Below are 15,182 nucleotides of genomic sequence, written 5' to 3' on the forward strand. Positions count from 1 at the left end.
GGTCGAGATACGGGTGTGGCAGGGCGTTCTCGCGCACCGAGGGCCGTGACCGTCGGCACCCGTGCAGCTGCTGGGAGTCGTCGCGGATACGGGCGAAAGGGCGAGGTACGGCGATGGGCCGACCCCATGAGGTGACGGAGGCGGCGGGTCTGGTCGACGAGACGCTGGCCGACATGGTGCGGAGTACGGGGGCCTCCGCCGGGGCTGTCTACCTGCTCGACGAGGCCACCCAGGTCCTGGGCATGGCCGGGATCTGCGGAGTGCCGCTGGAGGTCGCGTGGCCATGGCGCCGGGTGCCCCTGAGCTCACCGGCGCCGGTGAGCGACGCCGTCCGCGAGAACCGCCTGGTGTGGGTCGGTTCGCAGAACGCCATGGCCCGCGCCTATCCGCGCGTCGCCGCCAGCCTGCCCTACCGGTTCGCTCTCGCCGCGGCTCCCCTGCAAGGGCGCGACCGCTGCCGGGGAGCGATCTTCCTCCTCTGGCCCGCCAGTCACCCCGTCGACGCCTCCCGCCGCGAGCGCGGCCACATCACGTCCGCCGCCCGGCGCATGGCCCGGGTACTGGACGAGGCCCCCACACCGCTCACGGTCCCCGATCAGCCGCGCGTCGTCCCGGTCCGCTCGGCCGACCGCTCGCACCGCGACGAGTCCTCCCGTGCGGCCTTCGACTATGTCGAGCGCCTGCCCGAGGGCGCCCTCAGCATGGATCTGGAGGGCCGGATCACCTTCGTGACCGCCGGAGCGGCGACGATGCTCGGCCTCGACGCCGGCCGTCTGCTCGGCACCCTGCCCTGGCAGTCCCTGCCCTGGCTGGACGACGCAGTGGTCGAGGACCACTACCGCACCGCCGTCATCAGCCGTGATCCCGTGGACTTCACGTCCCTGCGTCCCCCGGACACGTGGCTCCGCTTTCAGCTCTACCCTGACGCCAGTGGCATCAGCGTTCGCATCACCCGCGCCGCCGTGCCCGAGCACGGCCGACAGTCGACTGCCGTGACGACGCGGTCCGAGCCGTCCGCCCCGTCGAGTACGGCGCAGGTCGGACGTCTCTACCAGTTGGTTCACCTGGCGGCCGCCCTCACCGAGACGGTCGCCGTGCGCGACGTCGTCGAGCTGGTCGCCGATCAGGTGATGCCCGCCTTCGACGCCGACGGTCTGGTGCTGTCCGCCGCCGATGCCGGACGTCTCAAGATCACTGGACACCACGGCTACGACCAGGAGATCATCGACCGCCTCGACGGCCTGCCCCTCGACACGGATCTCACTCCGGCCGGGCAGGTTCTGGCCGACGGGGTCCCGTCCTTCTACTCCAGCCCCGAGGAGATGGCACGACGCCACCCCCGGGCGCCGCGGATCAGCGGCAAACGGGCATGGGCGTTCCTGCCGCTGCTCGTCTCCGGGCGGCCCGTCGGCTGCTGCATCCTCTCCTACGACCGGCCCCGCGAGTTCAGCGCCGACGAACGGGCCGTCCTGACCTCGCTCGCCGGGCTGATCGCCCAGGCCCTGGACCGCGCCCGTCTCTACGACGCGGCCCGGGACCTCGCCCATGGCCTCCAGCAAGCCCTCCTGCCCCACCGGCTGCCCGTCCTGCCGGGGGTGGAGACGGCAGCCCGCTACCTCCCGGCCAGCCACGGCATGGACATCGGTGGCGATTTCTACGACGTGATCCGTCTCGACGACACCACCGCCGCGGCGGTGATCGGCGATGTCCAGGGGCACAACGTGGCGGCCGCCGCCCTCATGGGGCAGGTCCGCACCGCCATTCACGCCACCGCCGGCGGGCCGCCCGATCAGGTCCTCGCCCGTACCAACCGCGTACTGGCCGACATCGAAAGCGATCTCCTCGTCTCCTGCACGTACGCGCACATCGACCTGTCCCGCCAGGAAGCCGTCCTGGCAAGTGCCGGCCATCCGCCGCCGTTGCTGCACCGGCCCGGCCGGCAGGGATACGCCGTGGATCTCGAACCGGGTCCGCTGCTGGGCATCGATCCCGACGTCTCCTACCCCGTGACCCGGCTGCCTCTCAGCCCCGGCACGACGCTCGCGTTCTACACCGACGGTCTCGTCGAAGTACCCGGCGTCGATCCGGACCGGATCGCCCAACAGCTGGCCTGTCATCTCGCCGAGCACAGTGGCCAGAACCTCGACCGGCTGATCGACACGCTCCTGCGCCTGGCCCGGCCCAGCGCCCACTACACGGACGACATCGCCCTATTGCTGCTGCGGGCGACCTCACGGCCCGGGTGACGGTTTCGTACGGTTTGGTAAGGGTTCGTACAGGAGGGCCTCTACTCCTGTGGTGCCGCGTCGCGGGCCTGCTCGGCGATGTCCTCCAGCACGGTCTTCGGGTCGGCGGACGGTGCGACGGCCTTGCCGATGTTCCGCTTGATGATGCCGCTGACCCGCAGCCACGACGGTTCGTTGACCGGGTAGAGCTGGGCGCTGCGCAGTGCGGTCAGGAACTGCTCGGTGCCGGGGTCCACCGTCGCGCCGCTCCTGGATGCCTCGGAGGCCGACACCGTCGCCGGCAAGAGGTGATAGCGCGCGGCGAACTCGCAGAGGTTCTTGTCCTCGTACACAGAGTCCAGGAACGAGCCCACCAGTTCGCGGTTGCCGTCGCGCTTGAAGGCCATCATCCAATCGGCGACCCCCACCGACGGCGGGATCTTGCCCTCGCCCAGTGTGTCCGAGACCGGCATGCTCAAGGTGCCGACCCGCATTCCCCTGGCCTGGGCCTCCTGGAGGAGCGAGGGATAGCCGTTCACCATCCCGACATCGCCGCGCAGGAATGCGGCGAAGGCGTCCTGCCGGCTCAACTGGGCCGGCGGGACGGGACCGGTCAGGCCCGGTACGACCAGCTTCTCCTTGATCCAGCGGAACGTCTGCGTGTTCCGTTCGGACGCGATGGCGTAACCGCCGCTGGGATCGGTGTACCCGCCGCCGTTGCTCAGTTCCCAGATCAGGGCTTCGGCGTGCGCCTCCTCGGGGCCGAGCGGAAGGGCGTACGGGTAGAGAACGCCCTCCTCCTTCAGGGCCTTGGCCGCGTCCTCAAGGTCCGACCAGGTCTTCGGCGGTTTCGCTCCGGCCTTGTCGAACAGCTCCTTGTTGTAGAAGAGCAGTCGGCTGCTCGCCACGAAGGGCAAGCCGTAGAGCGTGTTGTGGACCGAGCCCGCCGCCGCGAGCGGTCGCAGGAAATTCGCCTCCGCTCTGATCGACAGCAGCTCGTCGGCGGCGTAGAGACGGCCCTGCGCGGCGAAGTCGGAATACGCGCCCATCAGCGCCACGTCCGGCGCGTTGTCCTCCTGCACCATGCGGGTGACTTCGTGGTCGACGTCGGCCCACGGATAGAGCGTCACCTCCACCTTCGCGCCGGGGTGGGCCGCGGTGAAGGCGGCGATCAGCTTGTCCCAGTAGGCCTTGGAACTGTTCGCCGGACTGTCGCCGTACTCGGGTGCCACCAGGCGCAGGGTCGTCCCGTCGCTCCCGGACGAGCCGCAGGCGGTGAGGAGGGAGGCCAGCAGTCCGATTGCGGCCGCGGAGGCGGTCATGCCGAAGAGTCTTGGTCGCACGGATCTTTCCTCTGGATCTTTTGGAACAGTGCGTCCGAAAGTCTCTCCTGGTCAGCGGCCAATTGCTCCCCCCGCTCAACAGTTGTGGTCGTATCTCCAACCGCGTCTTTTGCGCATGGTGTTTTCCGATATGACGTCGCTGATTCCGACGCGCGTAGAACCCTCCACGATGTCCACCGTGACTCCGGGGAGGAGCATTGACGTGCCCGATCACATGCCGGGGGAGGCCGTCTTCGGCTGCTCAGGCCGGCCGGTGCCGCGGCGGCGACATGCGGTCGTGTTCCTGGTGGAGGTCGGCTCAGGAGGCAGCGGGCTCGGTGATGGGCGGCGCGATCGTCGCGGCCGGCGCACTGCGGTGGACCGCCTGGCGGACGCGGGCCTGAGCCTGTTCGGACCGGCCCTCCTCCATCTCGCCCTGTCCCGGAGCCGGACGTCCGCGAAGGGCACCGAACGCGACGCGGCTATCGGTGCCTGGTTGCCCGTCAACTCATGTCGCCGGGTGAGGCCACCGAGCGGAGGGATGCCGACAGCTGGTCGCGGCGCCGGCGACGGTCGCGGCGCCGTCTGACGCGGTCGTGCAACGGACGGGAAGTCCGTCCGAAGCATGCGGCGCACCCTCCACTGCCGGACGGAGGGGGCCGCATCGGCTCACTTCACCCCTTGTCCGCCGGTCTGTTGACAGGCGGATCCACCCGCTCCCTCACTCCCCCGAGACCGGCGGTGTGCGCTGCGTCGACGAGGACCTGACGGAGCATTTCCGGCGTCAGCCTGCCGGTGAAGACGTTGCGCTGACTCACGTGGTAGCAGCCGAAGACGGTGAGCGGCTCACTCGGCCCCTCCGCAGGGGTCAGTGACACCTGTACGCCGTGCCCGAACGCCGGTCGAGGCCGGGGCACGTTCCACCCGGCCTCACCCAGCGCTGCCAGGGCCGCCTGCCAGCCGAAGGCGCCCAGGGCGACGACCGCGCGCAAGGTCGGTCGCAGCAATCGCGCCTCCCGTGTCAGCCACGGGCGGCAGGTGTCGCGTTCACCGGGTGTGGGGCGGTTGTCCGGCGGCGCGCAGTGCACGGGGGCGGTGACCCGTACGCCCGTGAGCTCCAGCCCGTCGTCGCGACCGGTCACCGTCGCCCGGGAGGCCAGCCCCAGTTCGTACAGCGTCGCGTACAGCAGGTCACCTGCCCGGTCGCCGGTGAACATCCGCCCGGTCCGGTTCGCGCCGTGCGCAGCGGGCGCCAGACCGATGATCAGCAGGCCGGCGTCCGCGGGCCCGAACCCGGGCACGGGGCGGCCCCAGTACTCCCAGTCCCGGAACGCCGCTCGCTTTTCCCGAGCGGTCTCCTCCCGCCACGCCACCAACCGCGGACACGCCCGGCACTCCACGAGCCGGGCGTCCACGTCGGCCAGCGTGCGGGCCTGGGCGGTGGCACGCAGCGGATACCCCTCGGCGGTCGACATCCTCGCCCCCTCTTTCACCTCACGGTCGCTTCCGACGATCCGCTTTATCGTGACAGCCGGCCGTCGGTGCCGCTCGGGCGTGGCCGTGTTCGTCACCGGCGTCCGCAGGGAGGGCGACCTGCCCTTGTACATCGGTTCCTGACCTACCTTGCCAACGCAAGAATGATCAACGATGTGAACGAGGTCGACCGGGCTCCCTTAACGCGGCGTCCCCATAGAGAACCTCCCGGACCGGGAGGCCGGCTGACCGGCGAGGGGTCACCCGGTCGCGGCCCTGGACCACGCTGGGCGTTCCTGCCGCCGACTTCAGCCTCATCTGTTTGTTCGGACGTGGCCTGGTGCTCCTGGAGCAGGTGGGGCGGGAGCTGGGCGCATGGCCCTCATGCTGATCATCTATCCGCGCGATGAGCTGGGCCGCTGGTGGCGTTCGCGCACGCGGTCCGTCTAGGCTGCGGGGGTCCGCCGCCCACCCGGGGTCGCGGCGAGGAGAGGCGAACAGCCATGTCTCGCAAGGCTGCGGCGCCTGCCACAGGCGTGGTACCGCTGCCCGCCGTCGAGGCGCGGCGAATGGACGCGGTGCGCCGCTACAGCATTCTAGACACCCCGCCCGACGGAGCGTTCGACCGTGTCGCGGCGATCGCCGCCAGGCTCTTCGATGTGCCGGTGGCCACGGTGACGATCGTGGACTCGGACCGGATCTGGTTCAAAGCCGCCCACGGTTTGGACGGAGTCGCCGAGATCGGCCGCGACCCGGGCCTGTGTGCCTCGGCGGTCCTGCGCGATGACGCGCTGGTGATTCCCGACACCCTCACCGACCCTGTCGCCTGCGCCAACCCTCTGGTCACCGGCCCGCTGGGAGTGCGCTTCTACGCCGCCGCACCGATCCTCACCGCCGATGGGCACCGGCTGGGCACCGTCAACATCCTCGACACCAAGCCCCGCGCCATCACTCCCGCCGACACCGCGGCCCTGGTGGACCTGGCGGCGATCGTGATGGACCAGCTGGAACTGCGGCTGTCCGCGCTCCGGGCCATCCGCCACGAACAGCAGCAGCGGCAGGCCGAGAGCCGACAGGCCGAGGCCGAGCGCAGTCGGGCCGAGAGCGAACAGGAAGCCCGTCAAGAGGCGGAGAAGGACAAGGCCGCCCTCGCCGCCTTCGCCTCCACCCTCCAGCGCACCCTGCTTCCCCCTGCTCTGCCGACCGTGCCCGGCCTGGAACTGGCCTGCCACTACCACACCGCCTCCGTCCACAATGTCGGCGGTGACTTCTACGACGTTTTCCCCTTGGGCGCCGACCGGTGGGCGCTGTTCCTGGGAGACGTCTGCGGCAAAGGCGCCGAGGCCGCCACCGTCACCTCCCTGACCCGATACACCCTGCGCGCCGCAGCCCAGATAGACCCCGACCCGGTAGCCGTACTCGAAGCCCTGAACACCGCACTGCTGGACGACGTGTCGGCCGGCAGCCGCTTTTGCACCGCCGTCTTCGGCATCCTCACCCCCCAGGAGGTCGGCTTCACCGTGACCGTGGCCACCGGCGGCCACCCACCCTCCTACCACCTGCGCCCCCACCACGGCGCCCAGGTCGAGGTGCGCGAAGTGCAGCCCGAGGGCGGGATGCTCATCGGCGCCATCCGCGACGCGCACTTCGCCGAGACCACCGTGCACCTTCAGCCCGGTGAAGCCCTCCTGCTGTACACCGACGGACTCACCGAGGCCCGCAACCGCGACGACACCATGATCGGAGACGAGGGGCTTCATGCCTTCCTCACCGACCGCGTCGGGCCTCTCACCGCCTCAGCACTGGTAGAGGACGCCGTCGCTCTGATCGACTCGCTGCCCCACGGGGCCGGTGACGACGTCGCCCTGCTGGCCCTGTCCCTCCCCACCGGGCAGAGCGCCGTGGCGCCGGGCACAGCCGCCACCGCCCACACCACCACCTCGACCGCCGTCAACGACGGCCAGGAGCACTGAGCCACCTCGTGACCGATGCCCTCCACCTGGCCGTCCAGCACATCCCCGGCTCATTCACCGTGATCACGGTGACCGGCGCGATCGACTTCCACACCGCTCCGGGCCTGCGCACCGGCGCGCTGGAACTGATCGAACAGGGCCACCACCAGCTCATCCTGGACCTGAGCGACGTCAATTTCTGTGACTCCGCCGGCCTCAGCGCCATGATCGGCATCTGGCACGCGGCCCAAAGGGAAGCGGGATCGCTCGTCCTGGCCGCCGTTCCCGACCGCCTCATGCGCATCCTCACCCTGACCGGACTTCATACCGTCCTGCCCATCCACCGCACCAGCGCCGAGGCGCTCGCCGCTCACCAGTAAGGCTCGCCCTGACTGTGCCCCAAGTGGCAGCCGACCCAGGGCAGGCCTGATTCGGCTGTTCCAGAGCCGGCCTCCTGGAACTTGCGGGAGAGCCGGGCTAAGCCGCCCGTGCGGCAAGGGGACTGCTGCGGCTGCTGGTCCGGGGCGGCCTCCCCTCGCCCTCGGGATCATCATCCGGCATCGGTCCGTTCCGTCATGGACGGTTGCGAGGCGTCGGCGAGGTCGGCGCCCGTAGCGGCGTCCCGCCGTGAGTCGGCGACGCCGTGCCAGTCCAGGCACATGACGGTGGCGTCGTCGTCCAGATGACCGTGGCCGGCGTCGACGACCGCCCCGATGAGGGCGCGCGCGGCCTCGCGGGGATGGAGCGCGCGCGTGCGGACGATCAGCTCCGGCAGGTCGAGCTTCTCGGCGTTGCGTTCCAGCATGCCGTCCGTCAGCATCACCAGCCGGTCGCCCGGCCGCAGGTCCAGCGACTGCACCCGGTAGGTGTGCGCGCGTGCGGAGTGCATGCTGAGACCGAACGGCAGGTCGACTTCGGGAGCGAGCTCTTGTACCTCCCCGTCTCGCATCCGCAGTGGCCGGGGGTGCCCGGCGTTGATCAACTCGGCCCGGCCGTCGAGCAGGCTGATGCGCAGCAGCTGCCCGGTGACGTAGCCCGTGCGTCCGTGGTCCCGCATGGCCTGGTCGGCCTGGTGGGCCTGTTCCGCGAGTCCGGCGCCCGCCCGCCGTGCCCCGCGCAGGGCACCCACCACGAGGGTGGCCAGCAGCGCGGCGTCGACATCGTGACCCATGGCGTCGGTCACGGAGAGCTGGACCGTGTCCCGGTCGATCACGTAGTCGAAGGTGTCGCCCCCCACGTGTTCGGCGGGCTCCAGCGCTCCGGCGACAGCGAACTGTGCCGCCTCGCACGCCAGCGACGCCGGGAGCAGCCGATGCTGGATTTCTGCGGCCAGGCTCAGCGGGGTGGTGCGGCGGCCCCACTGGTACACATCGGTGTGGGACCGGTTCGCGATGACGATGTACGCCAGCGCGTGGGCGGTCGCGCCGATCTCCCGCATCACCTCCGCATCCGGCACCGCCGACAGGAACAGCTCGAGGAGTCCGATGGCATCGCCGCGGTTGGTCACCGGGGCGACGACCCGCACCAGCTGACCTCCGCCACCGTCGTCCACACGTGGCCGCTGGCTGCGGATCACGTCGTCGTACAGAGTGCCCCGCAAAGGGATACGCCGGGCCGGCTCGTCGGTCTCGACGCTGCCCGCAGTTCCCAGCCGCACGACCGAGTTGCCGGAGAAGTCACTGATGAGGAACGACACCGACGCCGCGCCGAGGCGCTCCCTGAGCATCCGTGCGACCACGTCGAGCGACTCCACGGGGGCTGCTGCCTCCGCCGCCTCCAGCGCCCCGGCCAAGGTCATCACTCCGTCCCGACGGCTTCCGCCTGCGGTGAGACGTGGGATCTGCCCGCCGTCCGGCCTTTCTGAGCTCACAGTGATCCCTTACTGCTCCATCCGACCGGGAGCCGCGGCCGGAAGTACGAAGATCCGTAACAGGCCGAGACCTGACGATTCACATTGCATCACGCGAACATCGTGTCCTGGTCACCCGCCGGCGCCGCGACCTCGCGCGAACCCGCCGCGGGGGGGGCGGGTTTGGCCGGAGCGGCGACCGATGTCGGCCGGGGCACCCTGACGGGGCAGCCCATCCCGTTCACGTTCTGCCCTGAAGCGTGGGGAACTGTGGGTAGCCTCGTTCGGATCAGCCGTGATGGCGGCGGCGGCCGGAGCCGACGAGGGTGGGTGCGTACCTCTGTCGGTCACCACGTTCCCCTCTTCCGAGGAGCACCATCATGTCTGAACGCAACACCTTCGTTCGCAGTCTGCACGATGTCGGCCTGGCCGCCTGGTTCGGCGGCTCGCTGATGGGCGCGATCGGACTCAACGGCGCAGCCAAGGACGAAGGCGGCACGGCGGCGGCCACGGACAGGATCGCGTCCGTCGGCTGGGCGAAGTGGACACCCGTCAACGCCGCCGCGATCGGTGCGCACCTGCTCGGCGGAGTCGGACTGCTGACCGTGAATGCCCACCGTGTCGCCACCCAGCAGGGCGTGGCCGCTTCCAGCACGGCCAAGACCGTCGTCACCGCCGCGGCCCTGGCCGCCACCGCCTACGCACGGGTCCTGGGCAAGAAGGTCGAACTGGCCGCCTCCTCCGATCCGCAGGACGCGGAGAAGGCGCGGGAGCACCCCATCGACGTCGACAAGGCCCGGCGGCAGCTGGCCCGCGCGCAGTGGATGGTGCCGGCGCTCACCGGATGCCTGGTGGCACTCAACGCCTTGCAGGGTGAGCAGCAGCGTCCCGGCGAGCAGATCCCGGGCATGTGGGATCGAGCCCGGTCCGCAAGTCACCTCTTCATGTGAGACCCGCTCCCTGCCCCGCACGGGTCCTCCGACGGCGGGCGGAACGTCTCCCAGGTCCTGCAGTCGTTGCGGTTCCCGGCGAGCACGTGGATCGGGGGCACCGTCGGCCCCGTCCCGGCAGGCCGTCGGTCGGTGCTGATGCCGGGGGCGGTCCGGACGTACATCCCCGAAGTGGGCTGCGCTGGCGGCTCCCGCGGGAGGGCGGCTGTCCTGGCGGTTCTCGCTGGTGCGGCCCGCTCGGATCCCGGCGGGCGGTCATGGGTCCGGGCGGTCACGCCGCTGCCAGCGCCAGATCGATCTCGTAGCGTCGGTCCAGGACCGAGATGATCACGGTGTTGGCGACACCGACAGCGCCCACGAGAGATCACGCCCAGCCCGAGAGGCAGCGCGGAGAAGGTACGCCCCGGCTCTCGGGCTGTGCGAGGGAGAGGGCGCTCTCCTTTCCGGGGCGGTCAGGAGGCGGGGACCTCGTCGACGAAGCTCGTCCCGGCTCCGCGGAGGGAGGCGATCTTCGTGGCGACCTGGGCCGGGGTGAGGACCTGGTCCTTGACGTGCAGGACGTAGTCGACCTGCTGGTCGTAGGCCCGCGGGGTGGTCGACGTCTGGCCGTTGAGGTCGATCAGCCACTGGTTGAAGTTGATGGACATGGGCCGTTCGGGCAGATAGGCGCCGTCGTGCGTGCCGAAGGGCGCGCCGTCGATGTAGTAGGTGATCTTGCTGTTGTCGATGGTCACGACGAGGTCGTGCCAGCCGGTGAAGCTCTGTCGGCTCTCGCTGTGCTGGTTGACCGCCTGCCAGGGGTCGGGGTTGTAGGTCTCCCAGGAGGTCGTGTACAGGATGTTCGCCGGTTCGCCCCAGCCGCCGTTGGGCAGGTACTCGAAGTCGTACTCGGCGTAGTCGTCCGCCATGGGGGCCTTGAGGTCGTTGATGGTGAAGAAGGTCTGCACGATCCGGTCGCCGTCCGGCCCGTACTTGGGAGTGTCGGAGAACTTCACGCGGGCCGCGTACGTACCGTTCCTGAACTTGCTCGCCCTGGTGAGGACTTCGGTCTGGGTGGTGGTGGCGCCGGTGCCGGCGCTGGAGGTCTCCAGGTTCATCACCGTGTTGCCGCTCTGGTTGACGAAGGTGACCTTGGAGGGGTCCCAGGTGGCGCCGGGAACGCCGGGGCCGCCGGAGTTCGAGCGGACGTTCCAGCCGTGGGAGGCGAGGGCCGGGTCGGTGTGCGAGGTGTACGAGAAGTCGTCGAAGAGGGTCTGGCCTCCCCCGGTCGGCGGGTCGGTGGGCGGGTCGGTCGGGGTCGGCGGGTCGGTCGGTTCGTTGCCCGCGGGGGCGGTGCCCCACACGGTCGTGCCGGCCATCTGCGCGGTGACCTTGGTCCAGTCGGCGTAGGTGGTCCGGGCGCCGCTGAAGGAGTAGTCGTCGCTCTGGTTCAGCGGCTGCCAGGTCGACTGGTAGAAGCGCAGCTGCATGTCGCCCGTGTCGGCGCCGGGGGCGAGGGAGCCGGCCGCGGGGGTGAAGCCGATCTCCAGGTAGCGGTCGGCCGTCGCGGTGGGGTGGGCGAGCGCACCGAAGGTTCCGGTGATCACCGAGCAGCCCTTGACCGCCCAGGAGCAGGCGAAGCGGTACGAGGAGGCCGGCGAGTCGGCCTTGAAGTAGTAGCGGATCTTCACCTGGCTCAGCTGTACGGTGCTGGTTCCGGTGTTGCGGACCTTGAGCCACGGCTCGGACTGGTCGGCGGTGGCACCGCCGGCGCTGGTGCGGTACTGGACGGCCAGACCGTCGCCCGAGGAGGCTGCAGCCGACGCGGTGGTGAGGGGAAGGGCCGCGAGGGCAGCGCTGCCGACGAGGGCGGTCAGGGCGAGGGCGGCGCGGGTGGTGCGGTGGGTCGTACGGCTACTCATCCGACGGTTCCTTTCCTGCGCTCCCGCCGGCCGGCGGGAGTGATCGTGGGGTGTGGGACGGGCTGCGAGCACGTCACACGGGGGCGTGTGCGGACCGCTCCCGGAGGGTGTCGTGCGGTACGCCGAGTGCGGTCAGCCGCGCCCGGTGCCCGTCCAGACGGGTCCGGAAGTCCCGCCAGTCCTCGGTGGAGTTCCACGCCCGTTCGGCGAGGGCGCACAGCCGGGGGTAGGTGAGGTATTCGATGTGCTCGGGCGTCGGGACGAACTCCGTCCACAGCTGCCCCTGGGTGCCCAGGATCCTTTCGGCGAGCAGTGGCTCGTCGGGGGGTGGCAGGAGGTCGACGCCGTAGACGGTTCGCAGGTCGAGGGCGTGGCCTGGCTGAGCGGGAGGTTCCAGCGAGCCGGTGCCGCGTGCGTAGTCGAAGTAGGTCGAGCGGTGGTCGGCGTGGATGACGTCGTGTCCCCGGCGTGCGGCCGCCCAGGTGTGCCGCGGGGTGCGCCAGCTCATCACCGTGCAGGTCGGGGGAAGTGTGGTGCCGTCCTCGGCCCAGGCGACCGGGCGGCGGCCCGCGTGGACGACGTGGTCGACCATCCTGGTCATGAACCAGCCGTGCAGGTCCCGCGGGCCTGATAGCGCTTCCCGCGAAGCCCGTGCGATCGCCGCCGGGCTCGCCTCCCACTCCTCCGTGGGGACTTCGTCGCCTCCGATGTGGATGTAGCGGGAGGGGAAGAGGCTCATCACCTCGTCCAGGACCGTACGGAAGAAGTCGAGGACGTGGTCGCCGACGCCGAGCACGTTCGAGCAGACGCCCCACCGGGTCCACACGTCGAGCGGTCGCTCGGGGCGGTTGCCCAGTTCGGGATAGGCGGCGAGTGCGGATCGTACGTGTCCCGGCACGCCCACCTCCGGCACGACCGTGACACCGCGCGCGGCCGCGTAGACGACGAGTTCGGTGAGCTCGGCGCGGGTGTACGAGCCGGCGTGCGGGCGGCCGTCGAACTGCCCGCTGCCGGCGGGACCGATCATCGACTGCTTCCGTCGGCCGCCGATCTCGGTGAGCCTGGGGTAGGCGGCGATCGGCATCCGCCAGCCCTGGTCGTCGGTGAGGTGCAGCTGGAGCGTGTTCAGCTTGTGCAGGGCCATGAGGTCCACGAAGCGGCGCAGGTAGGCCACGGGCTGGAAGTGGCGGGCGACGTCGAGCAGCATGCCGCGCCAGGGATGGGCGGGGATGTCCCTGATCTCCACCCCAGGCAGCTCGACCCCTTCGAACGGTCCCGACAGCGCTCCGCAGGGCAGGAGCTGGCGGACCGTCTGCACGCCGCGCAGCAGACCGGCCGGGCGGGCGGCGCGCAGCAGCGCGCCCTGGGCGGAGACGGTCAGCCCGTATCCCTCCTCGCCCAGCCCCGCGAGTGCGGGGTCGAGGGCGAGGACGAAGGCGCCGTCCTCGGCGTGTTCCAGTCGCAGTTCCGTGGCCGGCTCGAGATAGGTGCGCAGGAGGTCTGCGGCGCCCTCGGCGCCGGGGGCGACGCGCAGCCGTGTGGTGCCGTCGAGGCGGAACCGGCCGGGGCGCGGGGACAGCCGGGTGGGGCGGGGGACGAGTGCGAGTTCAGGACGCGGGAGTCGGGGGTGCAGCGGGTCCACGGGGCTTTGTCTCCGGTGGTCGGGGGGACACGGTGGGGAGGAACGATGCGCCGGCTCGGGCGTGTCCGACGGATCATGGCCGGACAGGTCCTAGCCCTTGACTCCTCCGGCGGTGAGGCCTGAGGTCACGTGGCGCTGCAGGGCGAGGAAAACGATCAGCGCGGGCAGTGCGAAGAGGGTGGAGGCCGCCATGGTGGCGCCCCAGTCCGTGCCGAAGGTCGTCTGGAAGGAGGAGAGCCACACGGGCAGCGTGCGGCTGTCCTGCTGCTTGATGATCAGGAAGTTGGCGTAGGTGAACTCGTTCCAGGCGGTGATGAAGCCGAAGAGCGAGGTGGCCATCAGTCCCGGGGCGAGCAGCGGCAACGCGACGCGACGGAACGCTCCCACCCTGGTGCAGCCGTCGACCTGCGCCGCTTCTTCCAGTTCTGGTGGAATGCCGGCGATGAAGCCCCGCAGCACCACCACGGTGAACGGCAGGGTGATCATGAAGTAGACCAGGGTGAGCGTGGGCAGCCGGTCGAGCATGTCGGTGTCCCGGGCGATGATGTAGATCGGGATGATCAGTGATTCCCAGGGCGCCATCTGGGCGATGAAGACGGCCAGCATGAACTGCCTGCGGCCGCGCCATCGCAGTCTCGCCACGGCGTACGCGGCGCCGAGGGCGACGACCAGTGCCAGGAGCACGGCGCTGAGGGTGACCAGGATGCTGTTGCGCCAGAAGAGGGCGAAGCCGTCGGCCTGGACCGCTGTCCGGAAGTGGTCGAAGGTCCATTCCCGTGGGATGAGGCGGGGGTCGTAGGACTGGATGTCTCGGGACGGCTTGAGGGCGGTCGTGACCATCCAGTACACGGGGAAGAGGCAGGTCACCACCGTCAGGCCGGCCGCCGCGTTGAGCGGCAGACGGCGTAGGGCGCTCCGCGGGGCGGGCCTGCGGTCGGTGGTCACGTGAGGTCCCCTTCCTGGCGGAACAGTTGGCGGAAGTAGAGGACGAGTACGCCGCTCATGAGAACGACGGTGACCATGGAGGCTGCCGCGCCCAGGTCGTAGCGCTGGTTCGCGAGGGCGGTCTGCACGGCGTACACCGGCAGGATCGTGGTCGCGTCGCCCGGCCCGCCCCGGGTCATCACCCAGATCTGGACGAATGCCTTGAAGGTCCAGATGACCTCGAGGGAGAGCACCAGCATGAAGATCGGTCTCACGAGGGGGAACGTCACGGACCTGAAGATCCTCGTGGCGCCGGCGCCGTCGATGCGCGCGGACTCGTAGAGCTCCTCGGGGACGGTGGTGAGGGCCGAGTAGAGGGTGATGGCGGCGAAGGGCACGGACTGCCACACGATGAGGACGACGAGGATCGTGAAGGCCGCGCTGCCGTCGGCGAACCAGGTGTAGCCCTCGAAGGAGGCGAAGCCGAGGCCGGTGAGGGTTTCGTTGACGATGCCGAACTCGGAGTGGAACAGCCACTGGAAGACGGTGGTGGCGGCCACGACGGGCACCGCCCACACCAGTACCAGCGAGCTGAGGACGACGGCCCTGGCGGGTCTGCCCAGCCGTTCGATCATCAGGGCGACCAACGTGGAGAGGATCATGATGGCCACGACGTTGACGGCCATGAACAGGAACGTGCGACGGACGACGTCCCAGAACCTCGGGTCGGCGAGCAGGGTCTGGTAGTTGCGCAGCCCCACGAACTCGGCATCGCCCCGGATCAGTTCGCGCAGCCGGAAGTCCTGCAGGGAGATGAGCAGGGCCCGGCCGAAGGGATAGAGCAGGAGGTAGAGCATGCCCAGGACCGCCGGTGCGATCAGCAGGTAGGGGCCGAGGGCGGGAGGGCGCCTGCGGGGCAGTCGTCGGGAGGGCCTGGCGGGCAT

The 15,182-nt window shown here is 70.2% G+C and carries 11 protein-coding genes; 4 read left to right on the top strand and 7 right to left on the bottom strand.

What is annotated here, in order from left to right:
• Positions 1-113: 113 nt before the first annotated feature.
• Complete coding sequence (locus tag ACZ51I_RS05590) at positions 114-2,246, top strand: SpoIIE family protein phosphatase (RefSeq protein ID WP_468871725.1); 2,133 nt, start codon at positions 114-116, stop codon at positions 2,244-2,246.
• A 41-nt stretch (positions 2,247-2,287) separates the two neighbouring features.
• Here the strand turns inward: ACZ51I_RS05590 and ACZ51I_RS05595 are convergent, their stop codons facing one another.
• A complete protein-coding gene (locus tag ACZ51I_RS05595) occupies positions 2,288-3,547 on the bottom strand; it encodes an extracellular solute-binding protein (RefSeq protein ID WP_468871726.1) in 1,260 nt (419 codons plus the stop codon).
• 674 nt (positions 3,548-4,221) lie between these two features.
• Positions 4,222-5,022, bottom strand: a complete 801-nt coding sequence (locus ACZ51I_RS05600; protein ID WP_468871727.1) for a uracil-DNA glycosylase — start codon at positions 5,020-5,022, stop codon at positions 4,222-4,224.
• 501 nt (positions 5,023-5,523) lie between these two features.
• Between ACZ51I_RS05600 and ACZ51I_RS05605 the strand changes: the two genes are divergently transcribed.
• Both ACZ51I_RS05605 and ACZ51I_RS05610 read left to right on the top strand, forming a co-directional pair.
• Positions 5,524-6,993 (top strand): PP2C family protein-serine/threonine phosphatase, encoded by a 1,470-nt coding sequence (locus ACZ51I_RS05605; protein ID WP_468871729.1) that lies wholly within the window; start codon positions 5,524-5,526, stop codon positions 6,991-6,993.
• Between the two features lie 8 nt (positions 6,994-7,001).
• Positions 7,002-7,352 carry an STAS domain-containing protein gene (locus ACZ51I_RS05610; RefSeq protein ID WP_468871730.1) on the top strand — a complete coding sequence of 117 codons (351 nt, stop codon included), beginning with the start codon at positions 7,002-7,004 and terminating at the stop codon, positions 7,350-7,352.
• Between the two features lie 170 nt (positions 7,353-7,522).
• On the opposite strand, the gene ACZ51I_RS05615 is transcribed toward ACZ51I_RS05610, so the two are convergent.
• The gene (locus ACZ51I_RS05615) at positions 7,523-8,770 is read right to left on the bottom strand and encodes a PP2C family protein-serine/threonine phosphatase (protein WP_468871732.1); all 1,248 of its coding nucleotides are present in this window, start codon (positions 8,768-8,770) and stop codon (positions 7,523-7,525) included.
• Between the two features lie 431 nt (positions 8,771-9,201).
• On the opposite strand from ACZ51I_RS05615, the gene ACZ51I_RS05620 reads away from it, so the two are divergent.
• On the top strand, positions 9,202-9,771 hold the full coding sequence (locus ACZ51I_RS05620) for a hypothetical protein (protein WP_468871733.1): 570 nt from the start codon (positions 9,202-9,204) through the stop codon (positions 9,769-9,771).
• 452 nt (positions 9,772-10,223) lie between these two features.
• Here ACZ51I_RS05620 and ACZ51I_RS05625 read toward each other — a convergent pair whose 3' ends face one another.
• The 4 genes from ACZ51I_RS05625 to ACZ51I_RS05640 all read right to left on the bottom strand — a co-directional run bounded on the left by ACZ51I_RS05625 (position 10,224) and on the right by ACZ51I_RS05640 (position 15,182).
• Complete coding sequence (locus ACZ51I_RS05625) at positions 10,224-11,672, bottom strand: cellulose binding domain-containing protein (protein WP_468871734.1); 1,449 nt, start codon at positions 11,670-11,672, stop codon at positions 10,224-10,226.
• 73 nt (positions 11,673-11,745) lie between these two features.
• Positions 11,746-13,314: a beta-N-acetylhexosaminidase gene (locus tag ACZ51I_RS05630; RefSeq protein WP_468871736.1), complete on the bottom strand. Its 1,569-nt coding sequence runs from the start codon at positions 13,312-13,314 to the stop codon at positions 11,746-11,748.
• Between the two features lie 90 nt (positions 13,315-13,404).
• Positions 13,405-14,259, bottom strand: a complete 855-nt coding sequence (locus tag ACZ51I_RS05635; RefSeq protein WP_468871737.1) for a carbohydrate ABC transporter permease — start codon at positions 14,257-14,259, stop codon at positions 13,405-13,407.
• On the bottom strand, positions 14,256-15,182 hold the full coding sequence (locus ACZ51I_RS05640; RefSeq protein ID WP_468871739.1) for a carbohydrate ABC transporter permease: 927 nt from the start codon (positions 15,180-15,182) through the stop codon (positions 14,256-14,258). Before ACZ51I_RS05640 ends, ACZ51I_RS05635 begins: the two co-directional genes overlap by 4 nt.

The sequence above is a fragment of the Streptomyces sp. NPDC034084 genome (assembly GCF_055575535.1).